Annotated in this window: 27 protein-coding genes and 1 riboswitch; of the genes, 5 read left to right on the top strand and 22 right to left on the bottom strand. The window is 45.3% G+C overall.

What is annotated here, in order from left to right:
- Nucleotides 1-113: 113 nt before the first annotated feature.
- The 5 genes from ric to MKY63_RS19360 form a co-directional block, all read right to left on the bottom strand.
- Complete coding sequence (gene ric, locus MKY63_RS19380; RefSeq protein ID WP_038574702.1) at nucleotides 114-809, bottom strand: iron-sulfur cluster repair di-iron protein; 696 nt, start codon at nucleotides 807-809, stop codon at nucleotides 114-116.
- A gap of 297 nt (nucleotides 810-1,106) precedes the next feature.
- Nucleotides 1,107-1,832: a hypothetical protein gene (locus MKY63_RS19375; RefSeq protein ID WP_076098623.1), complete on the bottom strand. Its 726-nt coding sequence runs from the start codon at nucleotides 1,830-1,832 to the stop codon at nucleotides 1,107-1,109.
- A gap of 211 nt (nucleotides 1,833-2,043) precedes the next feature.
- A complete protein-coding gene (locus MKY63_RS19370) occupies nucleotides 2,044-2,361 on the bottom strand; it encodes a helix-turn-helix domain-containing protein (RefSeq protein WP_036682958.1) in 318 nt (105 codons plus the stop codon).
- Nucleotides 2,362-2,485: 124 nt separating this feature from the next.
- Nucleotides 2,486-2,809: a hypothetical protein gene (locus MKY63_RS19365; RefSeq protein ID WP_036682960.1), complete on the bottom strand. Its 324-nt coding sequence runs from the start codon at nucleotides 2,807-2,809 to the stop codon at nucleotides 2,486-2,488.
- A gap of 23 nt (nucleotides 2,810-2,832) precedes the next feature.
- Nucleotides 2,833-3,768: a Gfo/Idh/MocA family oxidoreductase gene (locus MKY63_RS19360; RefSeq protein ID WP_036682963.1), complete on the bottom strand. Its 936-nt coding sequence runs from the start codon at nucleotides 3,766-3,768 to the stop codon at nucleotides 2,833-2,835.
- 163 nt (nucleotides 3,769-3,931) lie between these two features.
- On the opposite strand from MKY63_RS19360, the gene MKY63_RS19355 reads away from it, so the two are divergent.
- Both MKY63_RS19355 and msrA read left to right on the top strand, forming a co-directional pair.
- Nucleotides 3,932-4,552, top strand: coding sequence for a VTT domain-containing protein (locus MKY63_RS19355; RefSeq protein ID WP_076098621.1), 621 nt, complete (start codon nucleotides 3,932-3,934; stop codon nucleotides 4,550-4,552).
- A gap of 98 nt (nucleotides 4,553-4,650) precedes the next feature.
- Nucleotides 4,651-5,637 carry a peptide-methionine (S)-S-oxide reductase MsrA gene (gene msrA, locus MKY63_RS19350; RefSeq protein WP_038572566.1) on the top strand — a complete coding sequence of 329 codons (987 nt, stop codon included), beginning with the start codon at nucleotides 4,651-4,653 and terminating at the stop codon, nucleotides 5,635-5,637.
- Nucleotides 5,638-5,728: 91 nt separating this feature from the next.
- Here the strand turns inward: msrA and MKY63_RS19345 are convergent, their stop codons facing one another.
- On the bottom strand, nucleotides 5,729-6,844 hold the full coding sequence (locus MKY63_RS19345; protein WP_076141630.1) for a DUF4349 domain-containing protein: 1,116 nt from the start codon (nucleotides 6,842-6,844) through the stop codon (nucleotides 5,729-5,731).
- 428 nt (nucleotides 6,845-7,272) lie between these two features.
- On the opposite strand from MKY63_RS19345, the gene MKY63_RS19340 reads away from it, so the two are divergent.
- The gene (locus tag MKY63_RS19340) at nucleotides 7,273-7,425 is read left to right on the top strand and encodes a DUF1540 domain-containing protein (RefSeq protein WP_076098619.1); all 153 of its coding nucleotides are present in this window, start codon (nucleotides 7,273-7,275) and stop codon (nucleotides 7,423-7,425) included.
- A 146-nt stretch (nucleotides 7,426-7,571) separates the two neighbouring features.
- On the opposite strand, the gene metE is transcribed toward MKY63_RS19340, so the two are convergent.
- From metE to MKY63_RS19300, 8 genes are all read right to left on the bottom strand, one after another.
- Entirely contained in the window at nucleotides 7,572-9,875 is a 2,304-nt protein-coding gene (gene metE / locus MKY63_RS19335; RefSeq protein WP_076104363.1) for a 5-methyltetrahydropteroyltriglutamate--homocysteine S-methyltransferase, read from the bottom strand.
- A gap of 154 nt (nucleotides 9,876-10,029) precedes the next feature.
- Nucleotides 10,030-10,236: riboswitch (cobalamin riboswitch) on the bottom strand.
- A gap of 99 nt (nucleotides 10,237-10,335) precedes the next feature.
- Nucleotides 10,336-11,196: an undecaprenyl-diphosphate phosphatase gene (locus tag MKY63_RS19330; RefSeq protein WP_036682972.1), complete on the bottom strand. Its 861-nt coding sequence runs from the start codon at nucleotides 11,194-11,196 to the stop codon at nucleotides 10,336-10,338.
- 50 nt (nucleotides 11,197-11,246) lie between these two features.
- Entirely contained in the window at nucleotides 11,247-11,870 is a 624-nt protein-coding gene (locus tag MKY63_RS19325) for a DedA family protein (RefSeq protein WP_036682974.1), read from the bottom strand.
- A gap of 18 nt (nucleotides 11,871-11,888) precedes the next feature.
- Nucleotides 11,889-13,838: an FtsX-like permease family protein gene (locus MKY63_RS19320; RefSeq protein ID WP_076098617.1), complete on the bottom strand. Its 1,950-nt coding sequence runs from the start codon at nucleotides 13,836-13,838 to the stop codon at nucleotides 11,889-11,891.
- Nucleotides 13,813-14,583 carry an ABC transporter ATP-binding protein gene (locus MKY63_RS19315; protein WP_036682980.1) on the bottom strand — a complete coding sequence of 257 codons (771 nt, stop codon included), beginning with the start codon at nucleotides 14,581-14,583 and terminating at the stop codon, nucleotides 13,813-13,815. The genes MKY63_RS19320 and MKY63_RS19315 overlap by 26 nt, the downstream gene beginning before the upstream one ends.
- An 85-nt stretch (nucleotides 14,584-14,668) precedes the next feature.
- A complete protein-coding gene (locus tag MKY63_RS19310; protein WP_036682982.1) occupies nucleotides 14,669-15,676 on the bottom strand; it encodes a sensor histidine kinase in 1,008 nt (335 codons plus the stop codon).
- Nucleotides 15,673-16,374: a response regulator transcription factor gene (locus MKY63_RS19305; protein ID WP_036682984.1), complete on the bottom strand. Its 702-nt coding sequence runs from the start codon at nucleotides 16,372-16,374 to the stop codon at nucleotides 15,673-15,675. The genes MKY63_RS19310 and MKY63_RS19305 overlap by 4 nt, the downstream gene beginning before the upstream one ends.
- A gap of 162 nt (nucleotides 16,375-16,536) precedes the next feature.
- A complete protein-coding gene (locus MKY63_RS19300; RefSeq protein WP_076104478.1) occupies nucleotides 16,537-16,983 on the bottom strand; it encodes an NlpC/P60 family protein in 447 nt (148 codons plus the stop codon).
- A gap of 388 nt (nucleotides 16,984-17,371) precedes the next feature.
- On the opposite strand from MKY63_RS19300, the gene MKY63_RS19295 reads away from it, so the two are divergent.
- Nucleotides 17,372-18,025 carry a hypothetical protein gene (locus MKY63_RS19295; RefSeq protein ID WP_339809656.1) on the top strand — a complete coding sequence of 218 codons (654 nt, stop codon included), beginning with the start codon at nucleotides 17,372-17,374 and terminating at the stop codon, nucleotides 18,023-18,025.
- Between the two features lie 354 nt (nucleotides 18,026-18,379).
- Here the strand turns inward: MKY63_RS19295 and MKY63_RS19290 are convergent, their stop codons facing one another.
- The 3 genes from MKY63_RS19290 to MKY63_RS19280 form a co-directional block, all read right to left on the bottom strand.
- Entirely contained in the window at nucleotides 18,380-18,505 is a 126-nt protein-coding gene (locus MKY63_RS19290) for a hypothetical protein (protein ID WP_339279381.1), read from the bottom strand.
- Nucleotides 18,506-18,622: 117 nt separating this feature from the next.
- Nucleotides 18,623-18,775, bottom strand: coding sequence for a hypothetical protein (locus MKY63_RS19285; protein WP_339279383.1), 153 nt, complete (start codon nucleotides 18,773-18,775; stop codon nucleotides 18,623-18,625).
- A gap of 170 nt (nucleotides 18,776-18,945) precedes the next feature.
- On the bottom strand, nucleotides 18,946-19,740 hold the full coding sequence (locus MKY63_RS19280) for a TIGR00266 family protein (RefSeq protein WP_038572584.1): 795 nt from the start codon (nucleotides 19,738-19,740) through the stop codon (nucleotides 18,946-18,948).
- Between the two features lie 302 nt (nucleotides 19,741-20,042).
- Here MKY63_RS19280 and MKY63_RS19275 point away from each other — a divergent pair, with 302 nt between their 5' ends.
- Nucleotides 20,043-20,939 (top strand): rhodanese-related sulfurtransferase, encoded by an 897-nt coding sequence (locus tag MKY63_RS19275; protein ID WP_036682991.1) that lies wholly within the window; start codon nucleotides 20,043-20,045, stop codon nucleotides 20,937-20,939.
- A 255-nt stretch (nucleotides 20,940-21,194) separates the two neighbouring features.
- On the opposite strand, the gene MKY63_RS19270 is transcribed toward MKY63_RS19275, so the two are convergent.
- The 5 genes from MKY63_RS19270 to MKY63_RS19250 all read right to left on the bottom strand — a co-directional run bounded on the left by MKY63_RS19270 (nucleotide 21,195) and on the right by MKY63_RS19250 (nucleotide 26,619).
- The gene (locus MKY63_RS19270; protein WP_339279385.1) at nucleotides 21,195-21,866 is read right to left on the bottom strand and encodes a YitT family protein; all 672 of its coding nucleotides are present in this window, start codon (nucleotides 21,864-21,866) and stop codon (nucleotides 21,195-21,197) included.
- 315 nt (nucleotides 21,867-22,181) lie between these two features.
- Nucleotides 22,182-22,682, bottom strand: coding sequence for a Crp/Fnr family transcriptional regulator (locus tag MKY63_RS19265; RefSeq protein ID WP_036682996.1), 501 nt, complete (start codon nucleotides 22,680-22,682; stop codon nucleotides 22,182-22,184).
- 176 nt (nucleotides 22,683-22,858) lie between these two features.
- Entirely contained in the window at nucleotides 22,859-24,787 is a 1,929-nt protein-coding gene (locus MKY63_RS19260; protein ID WP_339279738.1) for a fructose-specific PTS transporter subunit EIIC, read from the bottom strand.
- 38 nt (nucleotides 24,788-24,825) lie between these two features.
- A complete protein-coding gene (gene pfkB / locus MKY63_RS19255) occupies nucleotides 24,826-25,737 on the bottom strand; it encodes a 1-phosphofructokinase (protein WP_339279386.1) in 912 nt (303 codons plus the stop codon).
- Nucleotides 25,738-25,854: 117 nt separating this feature from the next.
- Entirely contained in the window at nucleotides 25,855-26,619 is a 765-nt protein-coding gene (locus tag MKY63_RS19250; protein ID WP_305953507.1) for a DeoR/GlpR family DNA-binding transcription regulator, read from the bottom strand.
- Between the last annotated feature and the right edge of the window lie 169 nt (nucleotides 26,620-26,788).

Here is a 26,788-nt window from a genome sequence, read left to right as displayed (position 1 = left end):
GTCTCAGGCTTGTAGTAAGTTATGCATACTGTCTATTTAAGAATAACGTAAATAAGCTTTGTTCTCAAATATAAAAAAAGTCCCCTAAGGGACTCTTTGAAAACTCATTTTTTCTACTGGAATCTAGGGAACAATATATTATTCTCCAGATGAACATGTTCAAAAGTCATGCTCTCCAGCTCCTCTAGCCGGGCATAAGTCAAACGATAGGTTGTACAAGCATGAGCCGGTGGGGTGAAATCATCTGTTATTTTGCGTATTTGTCTCAATATATCGCCTGCTGTGTCATGTTCACTCTCAAGTTCAAATAATGCCTCGCGAAGTGTGGTCAGCCCTTCTTCACTTGGATTGGCATCATACGCTAATAATTTTGGAAACTCATCTTCCTCTTCTTTAGCTGTATGCTGAAGCAGATCTTCCTTGAGTGCATTAAACAAACTATATAACTCTTCTAAATGAGGTGAATCTCCGCCATGAACCCGGTATACCTTAGTTACATTTTGGCTAATCAGGGGCAGTTCTTCCCGCAGGTAATGGTGATGTTTACTCACAATATGGTCGATTAACTCTGCAGAAGGTGCTGTGTTCCATGCGAGTTCTTCTTGTGGTACCGGATATTCCTCGAACAGCTTGTTGAGATCACTAATGATCATCTCTTGATCTAGTCCACGCTCTACAGCTGCTTCAGCAAGAGGTTTGGCGCCTCCACAGCAGAAATCAATCCGTTTAGACTTGAAATAATCCGCAGCTTTTGGGAATTGCAGCACAATATCTTTTACCAGGGCATCTGGAGTAAATCCAGGTTGCACCGATTGCTTATGCTGTAAATCCGAAATTCTATCATTAGGTTGTTTAGTTTCCATAATAGTTCCTCCTCGGGATATGTGATCAGGTTCTGAAAAAATCTTTTCTACCTGTTCACCTTAACCCTGAAAGGAGTTTTGACTTGTGATTGTACTCACGAAAATTGTATCTCTTTGTTGAACGAAAAAGGTCAATCATGGAGATAAATCCCCACAATCGACCTGTCTTTTGTTAACCACACGGGCATCAGTAATGTTATTTGTCTTACATTTATCTATTCGGTCACACCAAATCTGTATCTTTTATTGAACATAAGCCTGCATATACGTTCGTTTACCCTTTGCGTCCTTTAAATAAGGTCCTAAACCAGCAAAGCGTGAGTGATCCATATAAACACCGGTCATCCATCTGCCTTCTGTCAGGCCACCATTCCATTTGAGGACAAGGTCAGGGGCGGATATCCATTCCTGATAAATCTGTATATTCTGATCTTTGTACTCTTTACAAGGCTTAGACTGCTCCAGTAGACGTAGATCGTTAAGATAAGTTGGCACGAAATAAGAGGATATCGTATGCAAATCATCTTCATCAAAAAAGGGCTCATCCCCTAAAAAGGGTTTAAATAATACGGTATTCTCGTACATGGACCAAATTAAGGCTTGTAGCACCATGCTCTGGCGAATGCCATTATGAAACTTATATTGTCGTTGATTACCTGCCATATTCACTTCTTGAAGAGGTTCCGTCGACTCCAGGCAATGCCGTTCACAGCCGATACATTTCCAGCCAGAAGGACTTTGAATCCATTTTTGAAAAATAGTTCCGCTATCATTGTTGCCTTTGTAGAGTGAAGAGATAATGCTGTAAGGCACACCAATCCACGCATCCCATAAGGAATCTGGAAGATGGCTATGCAGCATGAACAACGTCTTGTCATAGATGAGCTGTACTTTGATCGAAGCGTTCTCCAGCTCAGCAACATCCTTTTTTCCATACGTTATTTCCCGGGAAAACAGGGTGGTCTTCATCTCCCTCGCCTCCTAATAGTTTTGCTATGCCTGTACTCCAGCTGAGTAGATTTGAGCAAAAACCAATACTGCAAGCGTTTCCATTCAAGGAACATACAACGTTTTTTCTATTATATTACAGATTTTTTCGATCTGTGCAAGGTTTTTATTTAAAAATTGAAAAGCCCTCCTCCGTTCTTCAGGAAAAAGGGCCACAACACGACTTTGATTTCTACTCTACCCAGCTCTCAGCCCAAGACTGAATCTGCTGCATAACAGGCTCCAGCGCACGGCCTTTGTCTGTTAGTTCATATTCAATACGTACAGGTGTTTCCGGGTATACATGTCTAACCAGGATACCCTCACCTTCCAAATCCTTCATCCGCTCGGACAGCATCTTATCGCTCATTGAAGGAATGAGGCCGGAAATATCTTTAAACCGCTTCGGTCCACTCATCAATGTCTGAATAATAAGTCCATTCCAACGTTTGCCTAAGAAAGAGAAGGCTGTCTCAAATCTGGGACACATCGAAATTTGATGTTCTTCCATTGTTCTCACCTCTCACTAGCGAAACTTACTATTAGTTAGTATATATAATATTAACACATTTCATCCCTGATGAACATCGTTTACTAAAAAAAGTTCATCTGACATTATCATTATATCCTCGTTGTCAATCCCCTGTATGTGCTTTAGATTCCCTTTGAGCAATCGCTTCTGTCACGATTTGCGCCAAGTCATCATTTCCGAATAAGGAGAGTACGCCGAGAACTGTGTCATCGGAAATATCCCCTGCTTCCTCCGCAGAAACCGTTAGGGCAAGCGCTTTTCGCAAGGCTTCATTCCCTTCTTGCTGTGGATAAGCCTGCAAATATAAACTGTGCGGGTCGAGTCCTTGATTCACGCACCACTGGGCGAATACAAGGATCATCATCTCTTCCTCCCGCTTATAGCTTTCGATGATTTGTTCCTCCACTAATTTACGGTTGTCTTCCATATTTTACTCCTTTCTTAGAGACCTCATTCAGCAAGCTGAGCTGCCAATCTATGACTAGGCAGAACTGCTGAAGCAGCAATACTGCATAACTCTGGTGTATTTATATTGTTCAGAAAATGATCTACCACTCCACCGAAACCTCTTCTATCCAGCACCGTATCCCAGCTTCCAAAGCTCTGGGTCCGTGGCAAAGCATTTTTTTCATATAGGATGGCTTGGTCCAGATCTGCCACTTCCACCGAACGGCCATTACCGTGCAGCTCCAGCTTCTCCAAATCAACACCAGCCTCACGAACCATGCTATACATCCCCACTGAGCCTTGCTCCCAACCCAGCATTCCAGATGCCTGGACAAGTCGCCCCTCTCCATTGGATTGAAGATTACTGCGAAGCAGCTCATACTGATCTCCACATAACCATAACAGCAGATCAAGCATATGAATCAAGTCGTCATGTACAGTCTCACGGCTGCTGCCTAATTGCAGCTTCGTGCGATGTTTAATCGCGTGGCAATGGCTAATGCCTCCAGCTTCCTCGAGCCAACTCTTGGCGGTGACATACATTGGGGCAAAACGCCGATTAAAGCCCACTCCTAGCAGCAGCCCTTTATTTTCTGCCAGCTCTGCCATCCTTCTGGATTCTTCCAGATCATAGGACAGCGGCTTATCTACATACACCGAAATCCCCTGTTCGAGACATTTTGTTACTATATCATAATGGGTCGTCGTTGGGCTATGCACAAATACTGCATCCAGATCCCAAGACAACAGCTCGTCTAAATTTGTCGTACCTTTAGGAAAGCGATAGGCATTAACAGCTTGCTCTACTGTTGTGGATGAGTGACTGAGAACCCCCACTACCTCAACTTGTCCATGCTGAGAGAGCAGTGGCAAATATACTTTGCGGGCGATATTGCCAATCCCGATGATGGCGACTCTTTTGCGTACAGAAACGATCACTGATCTAACTCCCCTCTTTATAATTCAAGAATTTATCTCTCTCTTTGTTCTCTATAAATGCTATTATACCTGCTTGGCGTTCGCCGACAATGATCTTCACTTCAAAATTTACTTTTTATCCCGTATGATGAGATGAATGAGTGGAAGAAAGGGTATATTAGCTATGAGAAAATGGTTCTCGATTATTCTTTATGTTTCGGGCACAATCCTTGCGTTTATCTACAGATATGACATCCTTAGCTGGATGAAAGAGGATCATAATCTTTTCGGCTCTATAGGGATCGCAACTTTACTGGCTCTCTTTCCAGTTGTACCGTACAAAGCGGTCATCGGATTTTTTGGTTATGCATACGGAAGTTTGGCTGGTGCTTTAATTTGCTGGGTAGCTACAACCCTTGCTGCCGCATTCCTTTTCGGCGTAGTGAAGTTCTTATTTCAAGATCAAGCGAGAGCTTATCTGACTTCTATTCCCCTACTTGAAAAATTCACAAAAGGCATAGAACGGCGGCCCTTTGCTTCTATTGTCTTTGCACGTCTCTTGCCGATTATCCCGCAGACAGCAGTTAACATCTATGCCGGAGCAGCCGGGCTGCCCTTCTGGAGTTATCTAGCTGCCTCAGCTATTGGAAAAATCCCAGGCATCGCCTTGTATGCCTTCCTTGGGGATCAACTGTTCCAGAACCCTGGAAATGCGATTATAGCCATCGTTGTTTATGCCATTGTGCTTATTATAGCCGGACTAAGCTTTCGTTACAGTTCACAGGAAGTAAGAAACACTAGGTAACAGAGAGCTTATTTGGCGGAAGCTGGCAGGCTGTGGTTATTTGCTTTATAATTAGATTGTGATCTATTTAATTGCATTACATGAATGGAGGGATATTAATGAGTGAACATCAGACTAACCATATAAATTCCAAGGCGGAAAAAGCAACCTTTGCAGGTGGATGCTTCTGGTGCATGGTCTCGCCGTTCGAGGAATTGCCAGGCATTATTAGTGTCGTCTCCGGCTATACTGGCGGGCATACAGTGAATCCTACCTATGAAGAGGTATGCTCCGAAACCACAGGACATGTTGAAGCGGTACAAATTACGTTCAACCCAGAAATTTTCCCTTATAGCAAGCTGCTTGAGTTATTCTGGCAGCAAATTGACCCAACCGATGCGGGTGGACAATTCCATGATCGCGGCACCTCTTACGGAACGGCTATCTTCACCCATTCTGAAGAGCAAAAGCAACAAGCAGAGGCTTCCAAGGCAGCTTTGCAAGAAAGCGGACGATTCGCTAGCCCGATTGTTACCCCGATCCTCCCGGCAGCAACCTTCTATCCTGCCGAAGAATATCATCAGGGCTACCATCGTAAGAACCCGGGCCACTACAAACGTTACCGTAAGGGTTCCGGCCGAGAGGATTTTATCGAAACCCACTGGACACATAAAGAAGATAAACTAAGCTTGAAAGAACGTCTGACGCCACTTCAATATGAAGTCACTCAGAATAGCGCTACAGAGTCACCTTTCCGAAATGATTTTTGGGATCACCACGGAGAAGGCATTTATGTAGATATCGTATCTGGTGAAGCATTATTCAGTTCGCAGGATAAATACGATTCCGGTTGTGGCTGGCCCAGCTTTACACGTCCAATCCGCGATTACGCCGTGAAGGAAAAGACGGACCTCAGCCATTTGATGGTTCGCACAGAAGTGCGCAGCAAAGTAGCAGATTCCCATCTAGGTCATGTCTTCGACGATGGTCCAGGGGAAAACGGCCTGCGCTACTGCATTAATTCAGCGGCACTGCGATTTATACCGAAAGAGGATCTGGAGAAAGAGGGCTATGGCGAGTATCGTGTACTCTTCCAGCCTGCCTAATCTTCGATAACGTGCGAAACTGTACTGTCTTATAGAAAAGCCTCCAATTCACGGTATACCATGAATTGGAGGCTTTTTAATTCATAGGAGCTTATTCTTTATTCTCGTCCTCGTTCGCTTTCTTATCCTTTATTGAGGTTGTCACCTTTGGCTCTGCTGGTGCAGGGAGTACCTCCTTGTTCAGCTCCCGATTTTCCTGCCGTATCCGCTGGGTCTGCTGCTCCCGTCGTACGCGGATATTTTTGCGGGCAAACCAAACGATGGCTAAAATAATGCCCACACCGATTAGAATCGGCAATGCGCCTGCAAGAATTACAAAAAGCCACTGAAACATAACAGATAGTGCGTTCAGGCTTCCTTTTAAAGCATCTGATGCGCGTTCCAGCAATGGACCTTGCTCTGCCTTTTCCTTCACAGCTAAACTCTCATCCGTCTGGTACACTCTAAGCTCTACCGTTGAAAAGGATACGTTCTGATCTATATATCGCATTCTGCCTTTGATCTGCTCAATCGTTTCTTGAATCGAACCAAGCTCGTTTGCAAAGGCGACCAGATCACTTGATTTCGTTGCTTTTTTCATAAACTCAGTATATTGAGCTTCCATTAACTGCTTTGCCTTCAGACGCGACTCTAGATCAATATACTCCTCCGAGACATCCTGACCTTGAATGCTGCGCTGTAGCGATTCGTGTTTTACTTTTTCCAAATTATTCAGAAAAGGAGAGAATCCGGAGGCTGGCACCTTAAGGATAAACGTCCCCCCTTGCTCATATTGCGACATGTTCTCGTTAAACTCTATAATATATCCTTTAGCCATCGTTACCATGTTTCGAATTTCAGTCTGAGCTTTACCGTAGTCTTCTACTTCCATAGTCAGATTGGCATGATAGATAAGCTTCTTGTTCAATCCTTCCACGACATCACTGCCCGTAAATCCCGCGTTTGCTTGATCCGTGTTCTCTGATGTCAAACCTTTTTCAACTGGGGCTTCGTTGCCTCCCGCTGCTGTCTCAGCCTCTGCTGAGGTGTTCTTATCCGCTAATGTAGCTTTTGAAGATTGCTCAGTTGTTGCTGCAGCAGAATTACTCGTATTTCCGCCGTCACTAGCTAATTTGTCAGCTGCCGAATTGTTATCACCCGAGCCACAACCTGCCAATACCACCGCAAGAATTAATAAACATAAGTAATGCAGACCCCATTTGCGCATTCTCATTCCTCCAAAAATGTAGTGGTAATCCCTAGCATTGTAACGTTACGGAATGTCATGTTCTATACAGATCTCTTCCGTCTCTCATTTCTTTGACGCCCCAAAACTTGGAAGGTTGCACTGGAATATGGAATTTCGGTAAATTTCTTTTGGTTTTTCTTGTTGAAATACACAAAAAGCCGCATTTCTGCGACTCTTATTGGACATATTTTTTATATGGGAGGGGTCCCGAAAGTTAAAGAACTCATTTGCTTACAAACTCATTATTTGGTACAATTACCACGTCTAACCTAGTAAAAAAATCCAAATACCCTCTATTCATAATGAATGAGGGCGTGACACGGCTTTGCTGAGACAAGCTCCACCTTGCTGAACAGAGCCGTTCTTTGAATGATACTGTCAATTACTAAAAGGGGAGGTGAACCCTCATGGCAAAAGACGTAGTTTGTGAAGTTAACTCCTGCACCCACTGGGCAGAAGAGAACAAATGCAGCGCTGAATCGATCTTCGTAGCTTTCCACAGCTCCCAAGAACCAAAACGCGCAGAAGAAACAGATTGCAAAACTTTCGAAAGTAAATAAGTAAATGCCTAAAGGGACCCTCCACGGTTCCTTCTTTTTCTTTTTCATTCTAACAAGATTGAGAATTATTATCAAGTAGCTGATTACAAAAAAATAATTGAACTAAAAAGCCAGGGTAAATTACCCTGGCTCTAATTTATTTAAGTCTATTTAGAAGCAATAACCCCTGTCTTTTCCCTCGCAATAGCAGCAGCTCTTACCATGTTACGTAGTGCATCCTCTGTCTCCTGCCAGCCCCGCGTTTTCAGACCGCAATCCGGATTAATCCAGAACTGTTCAGGGTCAAGCACCCGCAGCGCACGATCGATATTCGCAGTCATTTCTTCGACAGCTGGAACCCGCGGGCTATGGATGTCGTACACTCCAAGACCGATTCCTTTATCATAGGCCTGCTCCTCAAAGCTGATAATCAGCTCACCATGGCTACGTGAAGTCTCAATGGAGATTACATCAGCATCCATAGCCGATATTGAATCGATCATGTCATTAAATTCGCTATAGCACATATGCGTATGAATTTGTGTCGTAGCCTTCACATGGTTCGTGGCAACACGGAACGACTTCACTGCCCAGTTCAGGTAATGCTCACGGTCTTCTGCCTTTAGCGGAAGTCCTTCACGAATAGCCGGCTCATCCACTTGAATCATTTCGATGCCTGCATCTTCCAACGCTTTTACCTCATGGCGAAGGGCAAGAGCAATTTGATTGGCTACCTCTTCCCGGCTGAGATCATCACGTACAAATGACCAATTGAGGATAGTAACAGGGCCCGTCAACATTCCTTTAACCGGAAGCTTCGTCAACGATTGTGCATAGACGCTTTCTTTAACAGTCATAGGCTGTATAAATGCAATATCCGCGTAGATCACCGGCGGCTTAACGCAACGGGAACCGTAGGATTGAACCCAGCCATTACTAGTAAACAAGTATCCATCCAGCTTTTCTCCGAAAAACTCCACCATATCTGTACGCTCGAACTCGCCGTGGACCAGAACATCCAGACCTAGCTTTTCTTGGAAGGTAATTGCATCCGCGATCTGCTCACGAACAAATCCATCATAACGCTCCTGATTCCAGACCCCTTTACGCCATTTCAATCTCGCCTGGCGCACTTCGACTGTCTGCGGAAAGCTACCAATTGTAGTGGTTGGCAGAAGTGGAAGCTGCCATTTCTCTTGCTGCACCTTTAAGCGCTCAGCAAAAGGCAGACTGCGTTGGTCTGGTAGAGCTGCAAGTGCAAGCACTTGCTCCGCCACATCCTTACGGCCACGCTCAGGTAGTGCGCGGAACGCTGCAATAGCTTCACGACTAGCGGCCAGCGCTGCTTGAGAAGCTTCTCCTTTATCTGCGACGGCTGCTCCGAGCAGACTAAGCTCTTTAAGCTTCTCATCGGCAAAGGCTAACGCATTCTTAACTGTCGCCTTCAGCTTCACTTCACCTTGAACGGTGACTGGGACATGCAGCAGGCTGCAAGAAGGCTGAAGAATAAGACGATCAAGCGGTACATGAACGCTGAGCTTTTCTACCAGTTGCAGCTTAGCGTCTAAATCGGAACGCCAAATGTTCCGTCCATCAATAATTCCGGCACCCAGCCATTTGTCCTTCGGCCAGCCAAGACGTTCGATGGAAGCCAGATTCGTTCCACCATCGTGCACAAAGTCAAGACCCAAGCCTTGAACAGGCAGCTCTAGCAGTGCCTCCAGCGGCTCAGCAGCTTCAAAATACGTCTGTAAAATAATATTCAAGCCCGGCACGGAGCCGGCAATGTCTGTGTATATCGAGTTAAGCAGTGTTAATTCTTCTTTACTTATGCCTGTAACAATCGCTGGCTCATCGATTTGTACCCAGCTTACCCCTTCTTGCTTCAGTTCCTGTAGCAGTTGAACATAGACTGGAACAAAACGTGCAGCAATCTTGGCGATATCTGCCGCTGCGTAACCTTTGGACAGCTTAAGGAAGGTATACAGACCTAAAAGTACCGGTTTACCTTCAATCCCTGCCTGCGATTTAGCAAAACGATAAGCCGCTAGAGGTTTGTTTTCAGTCAGGCGTGGTGTTTGTGTGCCGATCTCTGGAACGATATAGTGATAGTTCGTATTGAACCATTTGGTCATCTCGCAGGCAGTAGCCTCAGCATTACCACGGGCCATTGCAAAATAAAGATCAAGCCCGATGTCGCCGCCATCATACGCATACCGTGGAGGTACGATTCCAAACATAACAGCCGCATCCAACACATGATCATAAAATGTAAAATCATTTACCGGAATAAGCTCAATTCCTGCTTCTTGCTGGGTCTTCAAATGCTGCAGCTGGATTGCTGCCATTTCGGAGCGGAATTGCTCCTCATTTATTTTCCCCTGCCAGAATGCCTCCAGTGCCTTTTTCCATTCGCGGTTCTTTCCGATTCTCGGATATCCAAGATTGCTTACTTTTACCTTATTCGTCATTTCGATACACTCCCTCTTCAATCTCTTATTTCAAACTCCAAAACTACTTGCTTTCCTATAAAAAAGAGCGCCCTTCCCTAAAAAAGTCAAAGGGAAAGACGCCCATGATATACCCATGGTTAACGTCTAACACCTCCCTATCTTCCGTAGGTGAAGCAGTGCTGTTGAAACAGGCAGGTCTCCTGGCTAGCGGCGTCAACATCTTGAGCAGTCTTCCCAGCAGTAGTAAATTGCCAGTGACCTCTGTTGCTCGAGATTCTTCCGTTACAGTGGCGGGACCGCATCGGCTTCGAACCGAATTTCCCTATTAAGCCTACCGAATTACTATTTTCCGGTCAGCACCTGTCTCCGATATCATTCATCATTTGAGTGTCTTAATCTGATGTCATCATACGTGAAAGCCCCAGCAATCTGCAATAGATTACTGGGGCTTCTGTTATATCGATTCCTTATAACGGACTTAGAAAAATACGAAATATACTACAGCAGCAAGAATTATACGGTATATAGCAAACGGTAAGAGCTTGATACGATTGATCAGTTTTAAGAAGAAACGCATCGATAACAGCGCAAATAGGAAGGCACTAATAAAGCCTGCAATAAAAAACGGCAGCGCGTCCATGGTGAAATATTGCCAGTTCTTCATCAGTGACAACAGACTGGCACCTGCCATGATGGGTACTGCCATAATAAACGTAAAATCAGCAGCGGCACGATGGCTCATCCCGAGGATTACGCCACCAGAAATCGTCGAGCCCGAGCGTGAAAATCCAGGCCATAACGAAAAACACTGTACAAGACCTACACCAAGTGCCTGTTTGTATGTAATCTGATCTACACTCTCAGTTCTGATCTTCTTCGGCCCAAACAGATCCGCAATAATCATTAATATAGCCCCGATCACTAGACCAATTAACACCGTTGAGGTAGAGAATAAATGCTCATCAATATAATCATTAAACAGAACACCTAACACACCTGCAGGCACTAACCCTACCAGAACCTGTGTCAGCTTGAGGTGCCCGCCCTGCTCTAACTGCGGTAGCTTCTCTGTTACAGGGTCCAACTGCTTACGGCTGAAACGCCTTAAGCCCAACAGATCAATGAATCGATTTCTAAAAATCACAACAACCGCTAATATAGAACCCAGTTGAATAACTATTTTGAAGGTATTTGCCGTATATTGTCCAAATAACTCCTGTGATTTCAGCCACATATCATCAACAATAATCATATGACCCGTGGAGGATACTGGAGCAAATTCGGTTAAACCTTCAACAAGCCCCAAAATAATGGCTTTAATAATCGTTAATAGCTCCATGTGTTTCCCTCCTTTTTAATAGTCATTTCTATTATCAGTCCTCCACCCGCTTAGCCCTCAGTGTTCATTCTCCGGCTGCGTTTGCGGAAGTACAGAAACCCAAGAATAACTAATCCGCCAGCAATTAGTACATAGACCACATTGGAGTACACATCCATGTACATGGCAATGTCTTCCCAGGATTCGCCCAAAGCCGCGCCAATAAGCACAAGCAGCAAATTCCATCCCAATGTGCCAATCGTTGTGAAGATCATAAATACTCCAAATTTCATACCTGACATTCCCGCCGGAATCGAAATCAGACTGCGGACCAGCGGAACCATCCGACAAAACAATACAGTCCAATAGCCATATTTATCAAACCAGGCGTCAGCCTTGTGGATATCTTTTTTAGTAACGCGAATTAGACCCCCCCAGCGTTCAACCAGTTTCTCTAACCGGCTCACATCCAATAATCGGCCAATATAATAGAGAATTACTGCACCCAGTAGTGATCCAGCAGTGGCAGCAATGATTACACCAGGGATCGTTAAGCTCGTCGTAGTGGTCATAAATCCTCCAAAGGGCAGGATCACTTCTGAAGGAATTGGTGGAAATATATTTTCAAAGGCCAGCATCAGAAAAATACCGAAGTAACCAAACTGCTCCATAAAATCTGTAATCCATGCTTGCATTCTTGTTACCCCCATTTCTCATATCAAGTTCTTCTTCAGGTTGCGTAAATAGCGGCTGCGAATAAAAAAGAAGTATAGTCCTTGAACAGCCAAATATCCGAGTAACACCGCGCCTGTCTCCGTTGCGATAGATAAGTAGAACAACCGTTGAAGCGCAATAAAGGCAAACACACTGTGTAAAATAGCTATTCCGACCGGCACAAAAAACAATAGAGCGAGCTGAATTGTGACTATTCGATTGAGTTCTTTATCCGTAAGCCCCATCTTGGACAAAGTGGAATATTGATTGCGATCATGATCAAGATCGGTATATAACCGGAAGTAAAGAAAGCTGCCTGCCGCGATAAAAAAGACAGTACCCACCAGCAATGAAGCAAAAAGCATTGTGTTATACAATGTTTTCTGAAGTTCAAACAGCGTGCCGCTGATCACAATCGCATACGGAGAATCACTTTCATAGGACTGTTTGCCTTTATGGGCAAGATCATCTGCGATACCTACCGTCTGTGGAAAATCCTCTACATAAAAACCTGTATAAAGATCCGTCTGCACGGGATCAATAGCGCTGTAGAGCTCATCACTGATCACGACACCACTAAAATCCCCGCCATCTCTACCATCCAGCTCCGGCAATAAATATTCAGCAATGGGGACTTGCGCGGTATAACCTATTTCTTTAATGGCAAGTCCTTGCTGCAAGGAATAGACCGCTTTTACTCTGCCTTCTGTTAAACTGCGATCCCGCTGTGAACCAATCATCACCAGACCTTCGTTGCCCACCAGAGCACGCTCAGCCGTTGTGAAACCTGCACGCTGCAGGGCGAGATTATAATCACTAAAAGCAATCAAGGGAAGGCGTAAAGTGCGATCGGGTCCAGTCTGAGCTTCGACCTCAGCATATTTAATCGGGATACTAAGCGCTTCATAAGGGAGTCCGTGCGTCTTGAGCTCTTCCTTAATTTCGTTCAGATGCTGATCAAAGGGTTCATCCGCCTGATTTCCTTTAGCTACATAACCCACTGCTGCAGGATAATCCAATTTCAGCTCTCTGGAAAGTGTATGTATCGATGCAAATACCCCTACTGAAGTGAAGGAGACTGCGGATACAATCGTCACCATAAAAAACATTCGGCCATTCTCTTTCCAGCGGTAGGACAAGCCCGATAAAGTGATGATATTCGTACGATGCCAATACAAGCGCCGAATGTCCTTAAGCAGCTTAACCACACAAATACTTAGCTGGGTATAAAAGAGATACGTCCCGATAACCGTAATTGCAACGACCGGAAACATGACTTTCTCTACGGAAGCAGCTTTTGCAGTAGCCGCCAAATAATAACCACTAATCAGCAATACAGCAGTAATAATAGATAATACAAAGGATACTTTGGGTTCTTCTTCTGCCTTACGCTCTCCCTGAAACAGACGCATCAGTGACTCATTGCCGATAAAAACAAAGGTGCAAAGCGATATCAGAAAAAACAATAACACGAAGCTGCAGATCGTAAGCACAAGTGCCTGCCATGGGAGATGAAAGGTTAACAGGGGAATTCCCAAAAAAGTGGATCCGATCATCAGAAATAATTTGCCCAGAAGTAACCCGAGAAGGGTACCCGTCAGGATGGCAGAGGTGCCGATCATCATATTTTCCAGAAAAACCATGGTGTTTAGCTGTCTCTTCGTCATTCCATGCATCAATAAAATTCCGAACTCCATCTTCCGCGACTGCAGGAAGGATCCAACGGATACGAGCACGAACAAAGAACAAAAGACATAAATAATTGCCTCTGCCACCATCATCGTATGAGCCGCCGTACTATAAATTAAGCTCTTTGAAATATCCGGATGGTAAATAAACAAAGCGCACACGAAAAAGATCATCACCGAAAAAGCACTGACGACAAAATAAGCGGCATATTTGCGTTTATTACGTGTTACATTCCTATAAGCGAATTGCCGAAAGGTCATGGCTGGTTCCCCCAAGCAGAGACAACATATCAATAATACTTTGGAAGAAAGCGCCTCTATTACTGCCTTTGTACATTTCACTATAGAAACGTCCGTCTTTAATAAAGATGACCCGGTTGCAAAAGCTTGCAGCCACTGCGTCATGCGTGACCATCAGCACCGTAGCTCCTTCTTCCTTATTCACCTCTGTCAACATATTCATGACTTCCCCTGAGGCTTTGGAATCCAGATTGCCTGTGGGCTCATCCGCCAAAATTAACGCTGGACGATGAATCATCGCCCGGGCGATAGCCGCCCGCTGCATTTGTCCGCCTGAGACCTCATACGTGCGCTTCTTCAGTAAATGTTCGATACCAAGCAAGGTAGTGACCTCTTTTAGCCTGCTCTCCATCTCTGGGACACGGGCACCTGCAAGCGTTAAAGGTAATACGATGTTCTCCTCTACAGTGAGCGTATCCAGTAGATTAAAATGCTGAAAGACGAAGCCTAGCTCATGACGGCGAAAAAGTGCCTTTTCTTTTCTGCTAAGCAGATTAGGATCTCGGCCGTTGATCAGAATCTGACCGGAGGTCGGTTGGTCGATGGTGGCAATCGTGTTGAGCAGCGTTGTTTTCCCGCTCCCTGATGGGCCCATTATGCCAACGAACTCCCCCTTTTCTACAGAAAAGCGGATATGATTCAGCGCCTGAGTGGACACTTTACCCTCATATATTTTTGATAAATTATGAACATCTAGAATGGGCAAGTGTTACCTCTCCTTCTTTCGACTGGATTGCCTTCATTATACAAAGTGTACACATGGGCTGCTATTTCTGAAACTTACAATGCCCTTACACATTTGTAAGGTTTGTTATATGCTGCTCCCTAAATACAATCCGCACGGTGGTCCCGCTTCCTTCTTCGGAACGGATACTCACCTCATGTCCAAGCTTGCCGCAGATCTGCTTCACGAGATATAAACCCATCCCCGTAGATTCCTGGAAGGTTCGTCCATTCACCCCGGTAAAATATGCATCGAACACGCGCGGCAGATCTCCTGCTGGTATGCCCACTCCTTCATCCCGGATCTCAAGCACAGTCTGCTTATCTTCCGTGACCATCCCTTGAAAAAAAACATGTTTGCCCTCTTCAGTCGTATAACGTACAGCGTTCGTAATCAGCTGCGTAAGGACAAAAGTGAGCCATTTTTCATCCGTAGTTACGGTAATCTGCTCATCTATTTGTATAGCTGGAAAAACTCTTTTTCGAATAAAAAGCCGCTTCTGCTCAGAGGTCACACCACGCACGATTGTCTCCAAATTCAGCCGTTCCACATAGAAATCGTGTTCAAAAGTATCCAGACGGGCCGTATAAAGCACGGTATCCAGTCCTTTTTTCAGACGATCCAGTTCATCACCAATTGCCGTAAAAGGAGGGCCATCCTTATCCTGAATGATCAGATGAATGACAGACAACGGCGTCTTCATGCCATGTACCCATTGATTAATAAAGTGAATATGTTCTTCTAATTTGTGGCGGTAGCTGTGCAAATCATTTTTGTAGAGGCGGAATTGCGACCCCAGTAAACCTCGCAAGCTTACGGCTAGCGGAGAATCCTGTGCAGGGCCACCTGCCTCATCGAGAGAGGAGGGCGTAGTCTCCAAACGTTCGTAGAACGTGCGATTGGTGACATAACGGTAAGCGAGGTAGCCAATCAGTAGACAAGTGCTGAGCAGCGCGGCATATAAACTTACATTCAGACCGCTGCCTCCATCCAGCCGATACACTAATGTGATCAGGACTAGCTGGGCTAGATAAACCACGATCAGGGGGAACTGTTCCCTTAAAAACAACTTCATTCCTCATCCCCCCAATTCGGAATCAAACGGTAGCCTTGACCGCGCACGGTTTGTAGTCCATCTGTGATAGCGAGAGCAGCAAGTTTTTTGCGTACACGGGTAACATATACATTTAATGTATTTTCATCCACGAAGGCTTGATCATCCCAGATTTTTTCGAGCAGCCTGTCCCGGGTAACGATGACTCCGGACTTTTGCATCAGCTCATCTAGTATTTTGGCTTCCGTGTGGCTTAAGTCCACTTTAGCTTCGCCTCGGGTAAGGATTAGCCGCTCTACATCCAGCGTCATTCCCGCAACGTTCAGTGTGCGTTCATTATTCCCTCCGGCATAGGTGCCGTAGGCGCGCCGCAGCTGACTTTTGATTTTGGCCATCGCGATTTCGTAATCAAAAGGCTTAGTGATATAATCGTCGGCTCCATTTTCCAGCGCCATTACTTGGTCCATTTTGCCATCGCGGGCAGATATAAAAAGAATAGGGCAGGTTGAAATTCCGCGAATTTGGCGGCACCAGTAATAACCATCGTATTTTGGCAAATTAACATCAAGGAGCACCAGATGTGGCGCGAACGCCTCAAACTGAGTGCGGACCCGCTCAAAATCACTCACCGCCTGCGTATCATATCCAAACTTATGTAAATAATCCTGCAGCAAAGCCACAAGTCCACGGTCATCTTCTATAATAAATATTTTAAACATATCATACCTCCGGTCCAGCCTTAACAATATAAGGGGGTCTGCCAAATAATATATACACCGTGCATAGGGTTAGTCAAATCAGAAGGAAGAAAAAAGAACCCATGAAGCACCTATTTACGGCACCTTCTAGGTTCTTGGATAAGTTAGGTTTGCGGATATCAACTAGTCCCATTGTTTCTTCTGAATCCCGGCAAGAACTCGCTCTACAGGTGCCCAGCCGATAAGTTCTGGTTGGCTCCAGCCTGGAGCAGCTTGCAGATGGCAAATTTCCATGTAGTGATCTATCCTTACTTTATCCCAGGCATGAATGGCCTCGCCATTCCCAAGGGCCAAAGCTACATGCCCCCAATCCTTAAGCTCACCGTCCACCAAACCTGAGCAAGTATAAAAAACAAACGCGCCAGCTGGCGGAGCCCCGGTGTTCTTGTGCGCATCGTACAGCTCAGCGGATTCACGTGCATCGCTGCCTCCCCACATTTCGATCCCATTGCTTCTTTCATATGCATCTTCAACAAAAGCAAGACAACGCAGCGGATACTCCTGCGACCCCAGCCGCTCTTTAGCCCAACTAATAGCATTCTCAATTTCCTTGCCAAATTCCACGTCCATTACCAATATACATTCCTCCAAAGTACGATTTAGTGTTGAACACATCATACCTGAACCAGCTACTCATGAACTGGTATTATATAGTTATTAATTAAACTATCCCAATCCTACCTGAGTGGTCATCAACTTCGGCCAACCATTACTTACAAAAACATAAAAAACCGTAAATGAGCATAGCCCATTACGGCTTTAACAAACTATAAATTGGTTTAAGAATACAGTAGTGGTGGTGGCAGTGGTGGTAGCGAGGTAGCGGTGGCAGCGATAACGGTAGTGGAGGACAATTTAGAGTTGATATTGCAGACGCCGAACGGTGATATCCCATCGAACATAAGTAACTTATTGCTTGTTGAAGTAACTTATCTGTGGATATATAGCGCTTATAGAGATGTATACGCTCGATCGGCTCCATTCTATGGGATTATACCGCTCCTTTGGCCGCAACTACTCCATCCGCTCCATTCTGCGGGATTTATACCGTACATTTGGCTATAGGTGCTCGATCGGCTCCATTCTACGGAATTTATACCGTTCATTTGGCTATAGGTGCTCCGTCGGCTCCATTCTACGGGATTTATACCTTACATTTGGCTATATATGCTCCATCGGCTCCATTCTACGGGATTTATACCGTTCATTTGGCTGTATACGCTCGATTGGCTCTATTCTTTATACCGTACATTTGGCTATAGGTGCTCGATCGCCTCTATTCTGCGGGATATATACCGCTCATCTGACCGTATACGCTCGATCGGCTCTATTCTACGGCATTTATACCGTACATTTGGCTATATGTGCTCCGTCGGCTCCATTCTACGGGATTTATACCGTACATTTGGCTATATGTGCTCCGTCGGCTCCATTCTACGGGATTTATACCGTTCATTTGGCTATAGGTGCTCCGTCAGCTCCATTCTACGGGATTTGTGCCGCTCATTTGGTCGCAACTGCTCCATACGCTTCATTCTGCGGGATATATACCGTACATTTGGCTGTATACGCTCGATTGGCTCTATTCTTTATACCGTACATTTGGCTATAGGTGCTCGATCGCCTCTATTCTGCGGGATATATACCGCTCATCTGACCGTATACGCTCGATCGGCTCTATTCTACGGGATTTATACCGTTCATTTGGCTATGGTGCTCCGTCAGCTCCATTCTACGGGATTTGTGCCGTTCATTTGACCGTATACGCTCGATCGGCTCTATTCTACGGGATTTATACCGTTCATTTGGCTATATGTGCTCCGTCGGCTCCATTCTACGGGATTTATACCGTTCATTTGGCAGTATCGAGTAAATCAAAGGCACTTTTACCCTTCTTTCGCGTCACACTAGCTCATTCGAGCAAATCAAAGGTACTTTCGCCCTTCTTTCGCGCGATACTAAACCTTTACAGCAAAACAAGGGCATTTCTGCCCTTGTTCCCCCCTAAAAGCACCACCGCTGAAACGATGCGTCCTCTTGTAATGTTGTATACCTCATATGCTCCATATTTCGTACGCTCTTTGTTCCACATTTCGTACGCTCTTTGCCTCATATGCTCAGTATTTCCACGCTCACTCCATATTTCGTACGCTCTTTGCTACATATGTTCAGCATTTCCACGCTCACTCCACATTTCGTACGCTCTTTGCTACATATGTTCAGCAATTCCACGCTCACTCCATATTTCGTACGCTCTTTGCTTCATATGCTTTCCACGCTCACTCCACATTTCGTAAGCTCTTTGCTTCATATGTTCAGCATTTCCACGCTCACTCCATATTTCGTACTCTCTTTGCTTCATATGCTTTCCACGCTCACCATATTCCGTGCGCTCTTTGCCTCATATGCTCAGCAATTCCACGCTCACTCCACATTTCGTTCGCTCTTTGCCTCATATCCTCAGCAATTCCACGCTCACTCCACATTCCATATATCCTCTACTTCCACACTATGCAATGCGCTCACGCAGACTTATCTGCCATCCAGCAAATTACCAAGCCCACCAAGCACGCTTCCTTCTTCTTTCCGACCGCTGTTGCCGGCAGCGGACAGGATGCGATCGGCCATTCGGCTGAATGGCAGCGATTGTACCCACACCTTGCCGGGTCCGCGCAACGTTGCGAAGAACAGGCCTTCACCGCCGAACAGCGCGGTTTTGACCCCTTTTACAAACTCAATATTGTAATCCACCGAAGACGTCATAGCGACTAGACAGCCAGTGTCCAGCTTAAGCGTCTCTCCCGGTTGAAGTGTGCGTTCCATAACATAACCGCCAGAGTGTACAAATGAAAGTCCATCACCCTCCAGCTTTTGCATAATAAAACCTTCCCCACCAAAAAAGCCAGTACCCAGCTTACGCTGAAATTCAATACCGATTGAAACGCCCTTTGCCGCGCAAAGGAACGAATCCTTTTGACAGATGATTTTTCCACCGTATTGCTGCAAGTCGAGCGGGATGATTTTGCCTGGGTACGGAGCAGCAAAGGTAACACTTTTACGCCCATAAGAACCACTGTGTGTGAAGACAGTCATAAACAAGCTTTCACCTGTCAACAGACGTTTGCCCGCGCCCATCAGCTTCCCCATCAAGCCACTTCCACGCGAGCCTCCGCTGCCGTCACCAAATATCGTCTCCATTGTTATTTCCTGATCCATCATCATAAAGCTCCCGGCTTCGGCAATTACACTCTCTCCTGGGTCAAGCTGCACCTCTACACACTGTATTTCCTCACCCATAATGGCATAATCAATCTCATGAGCACTCATCCCGCAGTTCCTCCTTATAATTAAAGTCATCATGTGACTTATGAATGAAAATATATACGTGCGTTGCGATTCACGGTTTCGCTAATCATAACTATCCATGAAAACCGCCTATATCCTGCAGAAAAAATCAACCAGAGGTTCTGGCTGACCTTAATCCTGGTATCCCTGAAAAATGATATTTATACCAGCTTTCTTCAGGTTACTGTACCACATCTCTTGTCAATACTTGATAATATGTTACAATACTTTTTATACTTAAATGTTTATTTAGTAGTCTAATTCTAATGATAAAGGTGAAATGAATGAATCCACAATCGGAATATGCAATTCTGCTATACTATAAATTTGTAAAAGTGCCGGATGCAGAACTATTCGCCCAGGAGCATTTGGCTTACTGCAAAGAGCTTGATGTAAAGGGACGAATTCTTATTTCTGATGAAGGCATTAACGGAACACTATCAGGTACGGTTGCCCAAACCGAGCAATACATGAAGGATTTGCGCGCAAACCCTCTGTTTAGCGATATCGTCTTCAAGATCGATGAGGCTGATGCTCATGCCTTCAAAAAGATCTTCGTTCGTTATAAAAAGGAACTCGTGACGTTCCGGGTCGAGGATGAACTGGACCCTAACGTGATTACCGGAGAGCATCTGGCGCCTAAAGATTTCTACGAAATGATGCAGCGCGACGATGTGGTGATTCTGGATGGTCGTACCGGCTACGAATTCGATCTTGGTCATTTCCGCGGCTCCATCCGCCCCGAAGTAGACAGCTTCAAAGAATTCCCGGACTGGATTCGCGAGAATATGAGTGACCTTAAGGATAAACCAATCCTGACCTACTGTACAGGCGGGATCCGCTGCGAGAAATTAAGCGGGTTTATGATGAAGGAAGGCTTTGAGCAGGTGTACCAGTTGGATGGCGGCATTGTGACTTATGGTAAAGACCCTGAGGTACAGGGCCAACTGTTTGATGGAAAATGTTATGTCTTCGATGAGCGGATCTCCGTACAGATTAATCATACCGACGAGGATATCGTTGTCGGACGTTGCCATCACTGCGGTCAGCCAGCTGACCAATTTATCAATTGCGCCAATGATGCTTGTCATCTTCAGCATATTTGCTGTGAGGACTGTGAAACACAGCACAGTGGTCATTGTTCGGACGAATGCGAAGCTATCACGAATACCGTGGGCTAAATAAAAGACAAGCTGGTCGCAAATGTCTCTACACGATTCAAAGACGAGCACAAGTGAGTCTTAAGTTAACTAAAAGATGGCGTACAGGATTTTCACTGTACGCCACCTTTTGTTATGAGCGAAACGTCCGAACAACGCCCCTAGGGACTGCACCCTTTAAAAATACGTCATATCCAACAAAAAAAAGTCAACCAGAAATTCTGGCTGACCTTAAATGTAGTATATCCCCGAAATAAGCTGTTTATACAGCCTTATTCACATTACCGTACCATCATGAGGTTTACGCAAAGTAGATTGAATCTTTGGCGACTTCACTAGCTTTGGTTTGCCTAAAGAGGTTGTAAAAGTGATTACATAGCCAGCTACGACTACAGCCATCACTGTATACATCGTTTCTTTAACAGGCATATAAAAGAGTGATAGTGCCAGAACGATTACATCCATCATGATGAATACCGTACCTACTTTGATTCCCTTCCATTCACTAACCAGCAGCGACAAAATATCGTCTCCACCGCTAGCCCCGCCACTCCGCAGGATAATTCCCGCTCCTAAACCTGTCAGTACGCCGGACAAAAGAGCTGCTAATGCCAAATTGTCCTGCAAGTTGATGACCAAACTGGAATAACGTTCCATGAGACCATAGAAGATTGTAAAAGCTCCTACAGAAACAAAAGTGTTGCACACGAACGCTTTCCCTTTGAACATCCATGCTATCAAGAGTACTGGAACGTCTAGAAGCAGAGTTGAAATCGAAGGTGAAATTCCTAATACATATTTGCCAAGCAGCGATAATCCTACGAATCCGCCCTCTGACAAATGATTCTGAAAATTGATGTGATAATAAGTAAATGCAAGCAAAAATGTTCCAAACAAAATGACTGTCAATCGGAGCAGTACATTCACTCCGTAATTGTGGTTCCTCATACAGGTCTCCCCTTATCGTATATGGCGGCTAGACGTCCCACCAACCTCTACGACGGGTAAAACCGGAGGTATTGCTCCTTCGCATATATATACTCCTTCCCCTCGCAGAGGCGGTTCGTCAAGTAACAACGGTTTACGCACCTTCTACAGGGAAGCTAAGTATAAGACAGATCATAACGTTTCCAAATCGTCCTTTGGGGAATCGTCCTTCGGGGACACATGGTATCCTGATCCTTTCTCTAATTTGATAAGTTCTGTTTACATTATACCACGGAGCCACCCTACTCTAAACAGTTTGCCAGAAAAAAGCAGGAATCACTCTGTACTCCGCAGCAAACGGTTGATTGTTTCACGTCTTACACCGATCAATTGCCCTATTTCTTCCTGGGTCAATAACTCTGTTAGCGCTGCGCCATGAGAATAGTCATTAAACCAGCGGGTTAGCAATTCCATACGTTCTGCAGGTGTACCTACAGTAAGATGATCCAGCCGTGTCTGCATAAACCGTACCTTCTCCTGAAGCAGTCTGGCGATTTCCATCGCTTGACCAGGATCATCCCGCAGCTGTTGATACCATTCTGCTGATGGAACTGCCTCCACCTCGCTCTTCATCATCGCAACTGCAGTTCCATGCGCCTCCTTTGGCGAAATGAGTGAATGATGGGGAACCATCTCACCAGGATACAGGATGTTAAATAACACCATGTTCCCATTCTCATGAAGTCTTGTGACCTTGAACAGCCCGCTTTTTACCTTAAATAAAAAATCACAGCTGTCTCCTTGGCGGAACAAGACTTCCCCCTTATGTAATATCATCTCGCTCGCTCCTTTTCCTTCTGATTATATATATTTTCAATTATATAAAATTAAACCTCATTTATGGAGATAAATCTACCTATGGGCGAGGAAAGGGGTAGATTAAAGTCCATGCAAAAACTGCTGGACACCAGAATGAAAATTCTGGCACCCAGCAGTTCAATTTACTTATAAAGTTACTTTGCTTCAAGCGGTTTCTTCCATAATCCGAGCATCAATCCGGAGATGACCGAACCGATCAGAACAGCCAACAGGAACAACAGCGCGTGGCTTGAAAGGGCAGCTACAAAGATCCCGCCATGCGGAGCAGGCACGTTGATATTCCAAAGCTGTGTAAGACCTCCAGCAACGGCCGAACCAAGAATACAAGAGGTTAGGACACGAAGCGGATCGGCTGCGGCGAATGGAATGGCCCCTTCCGTAATGAACGACAAGCCCAGCACATAGTTCGTTAAACCTGATTTACGTTCTTCTTCCGTGAATTTATTCTTAAAGAAAGTAGAAGCCAGTGCTATTGCAAGTGGAGGCACCATCCCCCCGGCCATTACAGCAGCCATCATGAAGCCGTTGGTATTACCACTGGTAGTGAATACACCGATGGCAAAAGTATAAGCAGCTTTATTGAAAGGTCCACCCATATCTATGGCCATCATGCCACCGAGAACCAGGCCCAGAATAACAGCATTAACAGTTCCAAGATCATTAAGCCAATCAATCAGTCCTACATTGATCCAGCTAAAGACCGGATCGAACAGGTAATACATCAATCCACCGGTAATTAGAAGCCCGAATACCGGGTATAACAGGATCGGCTTCAGTCCGTCAAGTGTTTTAGGCAGACCTGCAAATACTTTACGTAGTCCGATAATTACATAACCCGCCAAGAAACCAGCAGCCAGCCCGCCGAGGAACCCAGCGTTGGAATTCAAGGCCATGTAACCCCCAACCATACCTGGCATCAGAGCCGGACGATCACCAATGCTGAGCGCTATAAATCCAGCAAGGACTGGGATTAGGAAATGGAAGGCACCATCTCCGCCACCGATTGTCTGCAGTAACTGGAACAGCGGGTGATCTGCTCCACCTACTTGTTCAATCAGGAAGGAGATTGCTAGCAGTATACCGCCACCGACTACAAACGGAAGCATGTGGGAGATCCCATTCATTAAGTCCTTATATATTTTACTGCCGATACTGCCAGATTTCTCTTTAGACCCTTCGTCATTGCCACCGCGACCTTCATTGTGATAGATCGGCGCTTCCCCATTCATAGCTTTACGAATAAGCTCTTCCGACTTACGGATGCCATCACTTACCGGTCTTTGCAGTACAGGTTTACCGTCAAAACGGGCCATTTCCACCTTTTTATCAGCTGCAACAATTACACCGCTTGCACGCCGAATCTCATCAGGGGTGAGTACGTTTTTGGCCCCTTCTGAACCATTCGTCTCTACACGGATATTAACTCCCATTTCTAGAGCTTTTTTCTTAAGGGCATCTTCAGCCATAAAAGTGTGCGCAATGCCTGTAGGACAAGCAGTTACAGCTACGACAAAAGCTTGGGAATCCGGGTTGCCCACGATTACACGTTCAGGCTCTGACTTTGCGGCAGTTTCAGCGGCTTCGTTCTCTTTCTCCTTATCTTCGCCTTCCGCCTGCTTGGCATCAAACAAAGCTGATACCTCATCCGGAGTCTGAGTATTCATAAGCTGTTCAATGAACTCGCTATCGATCAGTAGTCTGGACAATGAGGCCAGTGTACGAAGATGCACATTGCCTGCTCCTTCTGGAGCGGCAATCATAAAGAAGATACGTGCTGGCTCATCATCAAGGGATTCAAACTCCACTCCCTTTGCGCTCTTAGCAAATACAACCGTCGCTTCATTTACCGCTTTAGTCTTAGCGTGCGGCATCGCGATACCGCCACCAATCCCAGTACTGGATTGCTCTTCGCGCTTCAGAATCATCTCTTTAAAAAGGATCGGATCATTAATTCGGCCACTAGCAGCAAGACTAGCAATCAATTCATCAATTGCAGCTTCCTTAGTTGTAGCTTTTAGATCCATGATCATAGTTTCTTTTATCATTAAATCCGTTATTTTCATCATGTTCAACTCCCTTAAGTACTTTGAATGCTGTCGGCTTACACTTCTGAGATTTGGATCAGCGGTCTCAGCTGTTCAATGAATTCTCTGTCCGCTAAATCATCAGAGAATGCGGTTGCACTGCCCGAGGCAACGCCTGCACGGAACGCCTCCAACAAGTCTCCTGTCAAAGACAGTGTCCCTACAAAACCAGCGATCATGGAATCCCCTGCACCTACAGAATTTTTCACTTTACCTTTTGGTGCGTTGGCGTGGTATACCCCTTGCTCCGTAATGAACAAAGCCCCTTCACCCGCCATGGAAACCAGTACATGTTTCGCTCCTGCATCCAGCAGCTTGCGTCCATAAGTAATAATCTCTTCCCTCGTGTCTATTGTTACGCCGAATAGCTCTGCAAGCTCATGATGGTTCGGTTTAACCAGCAATGGCTGATTAGCCAGCGCTTTTTGAAGTGCAGCACCAGTAGTGTCAATGACGAATTCCGCTCCACTCTGTTTGCACACAGATATAAGCTTGTCATAGAAATCTGCACCCAGTGATGGGGGAACGCTTCCCGACAAAATCACTACATCCTCCGCGTTCAGAGCAGCCAGCTTTTGCAATAGTGCATCGGCTTCCGGATCAAGAATGGCGGGTCCAACACCGTTAATCTCCGTTTCTTCTCCATGCTTGAGCTTGATGTTAATCCGCGTATCATCAGAAACAAACACGAAATCGCTTGAAATTGATTCTTCGTGTAACCAATCCTCAATATATCGGCCGGTGAAGCCGCCAAGGAATCCCATAGCCTTATTCTGAACCCCAAGCTGTTTAAGCACTCGGGATACGTTAATCCCCTTCCCTCCGGGAAGCTTCAAATCACGTTTCATCCGGTTCAAGTCACCCAGTCTCAAATCTTCCACTTCCACGATATAATCAATGGAAGGATTAAGCGTTACAGTATAGATCATGATTATCCCTCAATTATGTTGGTTTTCTAAGCCATAGATTACCGATCAAAAATACGGCATCTGTAATTTCTCCAAACGATCACACGGTAATTCATAATTGCTTATCCTATATAGAATTTATACCAGCGTGAAATCCACACCCAATTGCGTGATCTCACGGATGAATTTGTCAGACGCTCCTGAATCTATAATGCAATGATCCATTTCCGTCACATCAGCAACCTTGCTAAAGGATACCTGCCCCAGCTTACTGTGATCTGCCAGTAGAATAACTTGCTTGGCGACTGCGATCATTTTGCGTTTTGTAGCTGCCTCTAACATGTTCGGGGTTGTGATGCCTTCCCGCAAATCCAGTCCATTAGTAGCAAGAAAAGTTTTATCCACTCTCACCATATCTAAGGAACGTTCTGTCATCGGTCCAACAAAAGCCATCGTATCCGGGCGAAGCATACCACCTGTAATTGAGACTTCGATATTGCGGCAATCCCGCAGCTCATTCAGCGCCATAATCGAGTTCGTAATGACTTTGATATTCGAAAAGTTCTTCAGCTCTCTGGCAATCTGCAGTGTTGTTGTTCCTGCATCAAGCAGTATAGCGTCACCCTCCTGAATCATCTCCACTGCTTTGCGGGCAATCCGTTGCTTCTCATCCAATAAATGATCTTCCTTATCAGGATAAGCCGCCTCAAAATTGACACTCTGCAAGGAAACCGCTCCGCCATGAGTACGCTTTAATAGCTTGGCTTCTTCCAGCTCCTTCAGATCACGGCGCACAGTAGACTCGGATACGCCCATTTCCTGACTTAGCTCCTGTACAGAAGCTCTTGAGTTTTTTTCCACAAAAAGCACGATTTTTTGTTTTCTCTCTTCCTCAAACATCATCGTGGCTCGCTCCTTTATGTGAGAGCGCGACCTGTGCAATTCCTTGCGCTCATCTATGAATTTTCTTGACCGTTAATTGATTATATGTGACCGTTATTGATCGTTTGTGCTCGTTTATGATTTTAACAGCGTTTTCATCCTATGTAAAGTGCTAAAAAGAGACAGTGCA

This window comes from Paenibacillus sp. FSL R7-0189, assembly GCF_037969925.1.
GTDB classification, from domain to species: domain Bacteria; phylum Bacillota; class Bacilli; order Paenibacillales; family Paenibacillaceae; genus Paenibacillus_AQ; species Paenibacillus_AQ odorifer.
Note: the sequence above shows the minus strand (reverse complement) of the source record. Positions and strands in the feature narration are given on the sequence as shown.

What these genes read in the sequence shown, in the direction of transcription:
- MKY63_RS19250 (WP_305953507.1), bottom strand. Translation starts at nt 26,619, where the DNA reads ATGATGTTTGAGGAAGAGAGAAAACAAAAAATCGTGCTTTTTGTGGAA.
- MKY63_RS19300 (WP_076104478.1), bottom strand. Translation starts at nt 16,983, where the DNA reads ATGGACGTGGAATTTGGCAAGGAAATTGAGAATGCTATTAGTTGGGCT.
- MKY63_RS19295 (WP_339809656.1), top strand. Translation starts at nt 17,372, where the DNA reads ATGTATACGCTCGATCGGCTCCATTCTATGGGATTATACCGCTCCTTT.
- MKY63_RS19310 (WP_036682982.1), bottom strand. Translation starts at nt 15,676, where the DNA reads ATGAAGTTGTTTTTAAGGGAACAGTTCCCCCTGATCGTGGTTTATCTA.
- MKY63_RS19260 (WP_339279738.1), bottom strand. Translation starts at nt 24,787, where the DNA reads ATGAAAATAACGGATTTAATGATAAAAGAAACTATGATCATGGATCTA.
- MKY63_RS19270 (WP_339279385.1), bottom strand. Translation starts at nt 21,866, where the DNA reads ATGAGGAACCACAATTACGGAGTGAATGTACTGCTCCGATTGACAGTC.
- MKY63_RS19280 (WP_038572584.1), bottom strand. Translation starts at nt 19,740, where the DNA reads ATGAGTGCTCATGAGATTGATTATGCCATTATGGGTGAGGAAATACAG.
- MKY63_RS19355 (WP_076098621.1), top strand. Translation starts at nt 3,932, where the DNA reads ATGAGAAAATGGTTCTCGATTATTCTTTATGTTTCGGGCACAATCCTT.
- MKY63_RS19370 (WP_036682958.1), bottom strand. Translation starts at nt 2,361, where the DNA reads ATGGAAGAACATCAAATTTCGATGTGTCCCAGATTTGAGACAGCCTTC.
- metE (WP_076104363.1), bottom strand. Translation starts at nt 9,875, where the DNA reads ATGACGAATAAGGTAAAAGTAAGCAATCTTGGATATCCGAGAATCGGA.
- MKY63_RS19265 (WP_036682996.1), bottom strand. Translation starts at nt 22,682, where the DNA reads ATGATATTACATAAGGGGGAAGTCTTGTTCCGCCAAGGAGACAGCTGT.
- MKY63_RS19275 (WP_036682991.1), top strand. Translation starts at nt 20,043, where the DNA reads ATGAATCCACAATCGGAATATGCAATTCTGCTATACTATAAATTTGTA.
- MKY63_RS19285 (WP_339279383.1), bottom strand. Translation starts at nt 18,775, where the DNA reads ATGAAGCAAAGAGAGTACGAAATATGGAGTGAGCGTGGAAATGCTGAA.
- MKY63_RS19325 (WP_036682974.1), bottom strand. Translation starts at nt 11,870, where the DNA reads ATGCAAGCATGGATTACAGATTTTATGGAGCAGTTTGGTTACTTCGGT.
- MKY63_RS19345 (WP_076141630.1), bottom strand. Translation starts at nt 6,844, where the DNA reads ATGCGCAAATGGGGTCTGCATTACTTATGTTTATTAATTCTTGCGGTG.
- MKY63_RS19340 (WP_076098619.1), top strand. Translation starts at nt 7,273, where the DNA reads ATGGCAAAAGACGTAGTTTGTGAAGTTAACTCCTGCACCCACTGGGCA.
- MKY63_RS19305 (WP_036682984.1), bottom strand. Translation starts at nt 16,374, where the DNA reads ATGTTTAAAATATTTATTATAGAAGATGACCGTGGACTTGTGGCTTTG.
- pfkB (WP_339279386.1), bottom strand. Translation starts at nt 25,737, where the DNA reads ATGATCTATACTGTAACGCTTAATCCTTCCATTGATTATATCGTGGAA.
- MKY63_RS19290 (WP_339279381.1), bottom strand. Translation starts at nt 18,505, where the DNA reads ATGTGGAACAAAGAGCGTACGAAATATGGAGCATATGAGGTATACAAC.
- MKY63_RS19330 (WP_036682972.1), bottom strand. Translation starts at nt 11,196, where the DNA reads ATGGAGCTATTAACGATTATTAAAGCCATTATTTTGGGGCTTGTTGAA.
- MKY63_RS19375 (WP_076098623.1), bottom strand. Translation starts at nt 1,832, where the DNA reads ATGAAGACCACCCTGTTTTCCCGGGAAATAACGTATGGAAAAAAGGAT.
- MKY63_RS19320 (WP_076098617.1), bottom strand. Translation starts at nt 13,838, where the DNA reads ATGACCTTTCGGCAATTCGCTTATAGGAATGTAACACGTAATAAACGC.
- msrA (WP_038572566.1), top strand. Translation starts at nt 4,651, where the DNA reads ATGAGTGAACATCAGACTAACCATATAAATTCCAAGGCGGAAAAAGCA.
- MKY63_RS19365 (WP_036682960.1), bottom strand. Translation starts at nt 2,809, where the DNA reads ATGGAAGACAACCGTAAATTAGTGGAGGAACAAATCATCGAAAGCTAT.